This window comes from Nostoc sp. FACHB-152 (genome assembly GCF_014697475.1).
In the GTDB taxonomy this organism is placed as follows: Bacteria; Cyanobacteriota; Cyanobacteriia; order Cyanobacteriales; family Nostocaceae; genus Nostoc_B.
In genome coordinates, this window is the sequence record NZ_JACJRV010000175.1 from 1 (window position 1) to 3830 (window position 3830).

At 43.1% G+C, this 3830-nt stretch carries 6 protein-coding genes and 1 pseudogene; 2 read left to right on the top strand and 5 right to left on the bottom strand.

The genetic code is table 11. The annotated features are described in order from the left end of the window. Positions 1-388 (top strand): annotated as a pseudogene (locus tag H6G76_RS36265) (acyl-CoA synthetase); the annotation flags it as partial. Between the two features lie 46 nt (positions 389-434). Here the strand turns inward: H6G76_RS36265 and H6G76_RS36270 are convergent. Beyond that, a complete protein-coding gene (locus H6G76_RS36270; RefSeq protein WP_313934903.1) occupies positions 435-734 on the bottom strand; it encodes a hypothetical protein in 300 nt (99 codons plus the stop codon). 150 nt (positions 735-884) lie between these two features. Here H6G76_RS36270 and H6G76_RS37580 point away from each other — a divergent pair, with 150 nt between their 5' ends. Next, entirely contained in the window at positions 885-1205 is a 321-nt protein-coding gene (locus H6G76_RS37580) for a hypothetical protein (protein WP_242056690.1), read from the top strand. A 49-nt stretch (positions 1206-1254) separates the two neighbouring features. On the opposite strand, the gene H6G76_RS36280 is transcribed toward H6G76_RS37580, so the two are convergent. From H6G76_RS36280 to H6G76_RS36295, 4 genes are all read right to left on the bottom strand, one after another. Next, the gene (locus H6G76_RS36280; protein ID WP_190711020.1) at positions 1255-1506 is read right to left on the bottom strand and encodes a hypothetical protein; all 252 of its coding nucleotides are present in this window, start codon (positions 1504-1506) and stop codon (positions 1255-1257) included. Positions 1507-2424: 918 nt separating this feature from the next. Further along, positions 2425-2997, bottom strand: coding sequence for a hypothetical protein (locus H6G76_RS36285; RefSeq protein WP_190711021.1), 573 nt, complete (start codon positions 2995-2997; stop codon positions 2425-2427). Between the two features lie 126 nt (positions 2998-3123). After that, complete coding sequence (locus H6G76_RS36290) at positions 3124-3306, bottom strand: hypothetical protein (RefSeq protein ID WP_190711022.1); 183 nt, start codon at positions 3304-3306, stop codon at positions 3124-3126. 68 nt (positions 3307-3374) lie between these two features. Beyond that, positions 3375-3626: a hypothetical protein gene (locus tag H6G76_RS36295; protein ID WP_190711023.1), complete on the bottom strand. Its 252-nt coding sequence runs from the start codon at positions 3624-3626 to the stop codon at positions 3375-3377. Positions 3627-3830: the final 204 nt, after the last annotated feature.

A 3830-nucleotide genomic window follows, 5' to 3' on the forward strand; every position in this document is an offset into this window, starting at 1 on the left:
CGGTGATTTAGCAGTTATGCACCCTGATGGTTATATTGAGGTGCGCGATCGCATGAAAGATATTATTATTACCAATGGCGAGAATGTCTCCAGTATTGAAGTTGAACAATGTCTTTATCGCCATCAAGCGGTGTTAGAGTGTGCAGTTATTGCTGTGCCTCATGCCAAGCGTGGAGAAGTGCCAAAAGCCTTTGTCACCCTTAAAGAAAACGCACAAGTTACAGAATTAGAATTAATTCAATTTTGTCGCCAGCAAATTGCTGCTTTTAAATGCCCGACAACGATTGAGTTTACTACCCTACCAAAAACTAGCACTGGGAAAATTCAAAAGTATCTGTTACGCGAGAAAGAATGGGTAGGTTATGAGAAAAGAATTTACGGTGGTTAGTTACAATTTTGAACAATTATCAGTGAACCATTGCTAAACCTGAAAACTAAGTCTGGGAATCACTACCACCACGTAGTAATCGCAAAATTTCTTCGACACCTGCGTTTAAATTCCGAATCTCAGCTTTCATTTCTCGAATATCTGCTTTGACTTCCCGCATATCAGATGCTAGTCCCGTAGCCAAGCTCAAGGTTCGAGCAACGGCTACTTGTGATGTCCCAATCGTTCCCGCTTGTATTTTTAGATTAGCTACGTCCTCTGTTAGTTCATTCAGGCGCAGGTAAATATCATCAAATCTGCTGTCGTCAGTCATCTGCTTACCTTCTTGAATTGCTTGGTCAATCACTTACGGTTTTTTTGCGTCTACTGAATATTTTAAGCTGCCAAAGATTGCCTTTAAGCATTGCTCGTCGCACTGGTAAAGAAGAATTTCACACCGCAATTGCCTCATAATTCTGTAACCGATTCTGATTGCGAGAATTTCGAGTGTAAGGTAATGTGTACTAATTCAGTAGTTGAAGTTGTATTTATGACATTCTCTGAACTGCAAACAGGCGACTACTTTCGTATTCCAGGCATGAGTATTGGTTACGTCTACCGAAAAACTAGTGATAACTCTTGCAGCTTAAACGATACTTTACAGCCAATTCGCTCACACACAAGAGTCAAAAAGCTGACTGGGGTAGAACTTATTGAATATTTTGCACAACAGACGACTGCTGCTGAACGTAAGCCCAAACCCGTAGTTCGATTAAAATCCCGGCCCGTTCCTAGCCGAGAAAAAGCTGGCATCACAAAGTATGGCATTATCAACTAGACAGTAATCTCGTGTTGGGGGCAAGCATTTTTTCATGTGCCTGCCCTTTCTACACGAGAATGCTTGTTTCTTTAAATGGAACTGAGCCAACACTCCCACATCTATCAACCAAAGCCTCACACAAATCAGCCGACTTCACCCCAACAATCCCCGGCTGAATCTCACTAGCTAATCCATTGAGCAACGATTGAAAATCGGGATGGTTGTCGTTGATTTCTAGCTCTACCAAGTTTGGAGTTTGTGATGTGAGAGTTGCCCACGGGGGGAGATTCGGAGAAACATTTGTCAGGTAAAATTTCACGTTCTTTGCTCCTGGTTAGCTTTGACATCAACAAACGGCTCAATGCAGTCCATCGCTCCGTCCAGATAATGCACGACATCGCTAGGGTGTGTTTTCCTGAAGAAAATCAAACACAGATGTGAATAACCAATCTTGTCATCAGGGAAGGGATAGATATTTGAATACTGCCCATCACTGGCGACAAATTAATAACCATCCATTAACTTGATACCAAGGAAACACACTTACGTCAGGGTAATTACAAATTCTTAGCTGTCTCCTACCTTATATTTGATATTTGGTTACAAGTCAGGAAGATTGAGCAGCATAGCTAAAGAAACAGAAAACCTAGACACGCTACATCACCATCAAGTAAGCTGCGAATAAATAACTCTAGGCGAAAGGGTAATGCTCTCAAAATCGCCCTTGTTCGGTAGTAGTTAACAAGCTCAGATTTAGTAACCAGCAGGCGAGTGCTACTGTTTTTTCGAGTGCAATCACCTGAGAATTAGTAGATCTGAGCCTTCCCTAAGCCACAGCCCCCAGTTGCTCCTCCTTTGCTTTCCTGATGACTCCAGCAGCTTGCATAAACTCGTCCAAAGCAAGTGCCGCAGTCAACGGCTGTTCGTAGCGGATGTTGTCAACACAGTTAGACCAGTGCGTAAGATGCTCGAAAACCAAACCCAGCATTGAATCGCCTTTGTAAGCTCGATAGTTCCTGGGGAAAACCTCGTTGCAGTAGACCAGTCTGTACCCAGGGATATCTAATATCTCTGCATTTAGTGTTCTGGGGACAGCAGAATCTTGTACGTTGGCTTTTTGGATAAGCAGGTTAAACCCTTTGTTGCTATTTGTGGCATGATAACTATTTCTGATTCCACTTTTAGTGTTAAGGCGATTGCTGGTAGGTCAGGTCAGTGATCGCCTTTTTCCTTCTGTCTAAGCCGCCACCAAATCTTGCACTAGCTCATATTCTCCTAAAATCAGCCATTCCTTTCGTGTGATGAGATCAAACGGCTTATCCATCAAATCCTCAAAGAACCTCGGCTGTACTCCAGACAATGCAACTACTGCATTTCTGGCTGAAGCAACATTCTGCCGATGATTTGAAGAAGCCCTAATGTACCACAATTGACCATTTGTACAGCCGACTTGACCTAACTGTTGGCCGTCGCGGTAAATGCTGTCGTCGTCCGAGATTTCTAAACCAAAAATCTCGCAGTAACGGGCGACTTCGCACATGATTTCGTTGCCTGTTGTAGCAGCTGGGGTTTCTTCTTGTTGTACTGGCACAAAGCCTCTGCTGTAGTGCCAAGAAATATCGTCAAAACACTTCTGATACCAGCTTCTACGGAATACTTCTTGGTTGTTCACCTCGACTACCCAAGGTTGCGTTAGATCATTGTGATCATAAGTGATTCGGGCGATTAGCTTTTGTCCGCAGTAGATTTCGTGGTTGTAGAAGTCGATTTCTACTGAGGTCAGTTGCTCTGTTGTTGTAATCTGTGGCATGATAGTAATTCCTTTGATGGATAGAAAGGCGATCGCAGACTTTCCAAGGTGCGGCGATTGCCTTTTGATTTACAAACGATTTCGCTGTGGGGAGCCACAGTACATCTCATTGGTTGTTGGCGAAGCTTATCCTTTTTTGCCAAGATGAAGCTTTACTTCGATGCGCTTAGTTTGTTCAAAAACATCAAAATATTCTTCAATGGATTCGTTCTTAATTTGGTCAAATGACCGGATGGGATGATGAAATGTATTAGTGTGAGAAGCGTTATAATCTGCTTTGTAGCCAGCAACTACACTGTATTTTGCCATTTGCGTCACCTTGTGTATTTGATATGTTGTGGAGAGCCACAGCGCACTCATCGAAACTTAGCGAAGCGTTAAATACGAACTATCTTTGTCCTGCCTAGCCGATAATCTCGCTCGACCGAGGCACTAGCAGAACCATTCCAGTAAGCCTCTAGAGAATTAGAGGTTTTGCCTTGGGCAACTATTATGCTGTCTTGAACTTTTCTAATTTCCTCAATGAGTGTGCGCCTTTCAGCCCACAAATCGCATCGCTCTACCTCTTCTGGGGTTAGCTCTAATTGGGCGAATTCTGCATCATCTGTGTCATTGAACTCAAATTCCATTGCGATTTAGCCTCTCGCTTGGTGAATTTTGATAACTGCAATCGCCAAGGGCGAACGCAGTTTTAGCTGTGGGTCAACCACAGTCGGTCTGTAGGGTATACCCCTTGCGGGGGGACAAAATGGTCTAGAATGCTTATCTTACAAAGAGTGTAGCAATTTGTGGTAAAAGAAAAAGAGCATTTATTCGCAATAAGCTCTATTTAA

Excerpts from the sequence above, each read along its gene's own strand:
- H6G76_RS37580 (WP_242056690.1), top strand. The coding sequence starts at position 885 with ATGTGTACTAATTCAGTAGTTGAAGTTGTATTTATGACATTCTCTGAA.
- H6G76_RS36285 (WP_190711021.1), bottom strand. The coding sequence starts at position 2,997 with ATGCCACAGATTACAACAACAGAGCAACTGACCTCAGTAGAAATCGAC.
- H6G76_RS36290 (WP_190711022.1), bottom strand. The coding sequence starts at position 3,306 with ATGGCAAAATACAGTGTAGTTGCTGGCTACAAAGCAGATTATAACGCT.
- H6G76_RS36295 (WP_190711023.1), bottom strand. The coding sequence starts at position 3,626 with ATGGAATTTGAGTTCAATGACACAGATGATGCAGAATTCGCCCAATTA.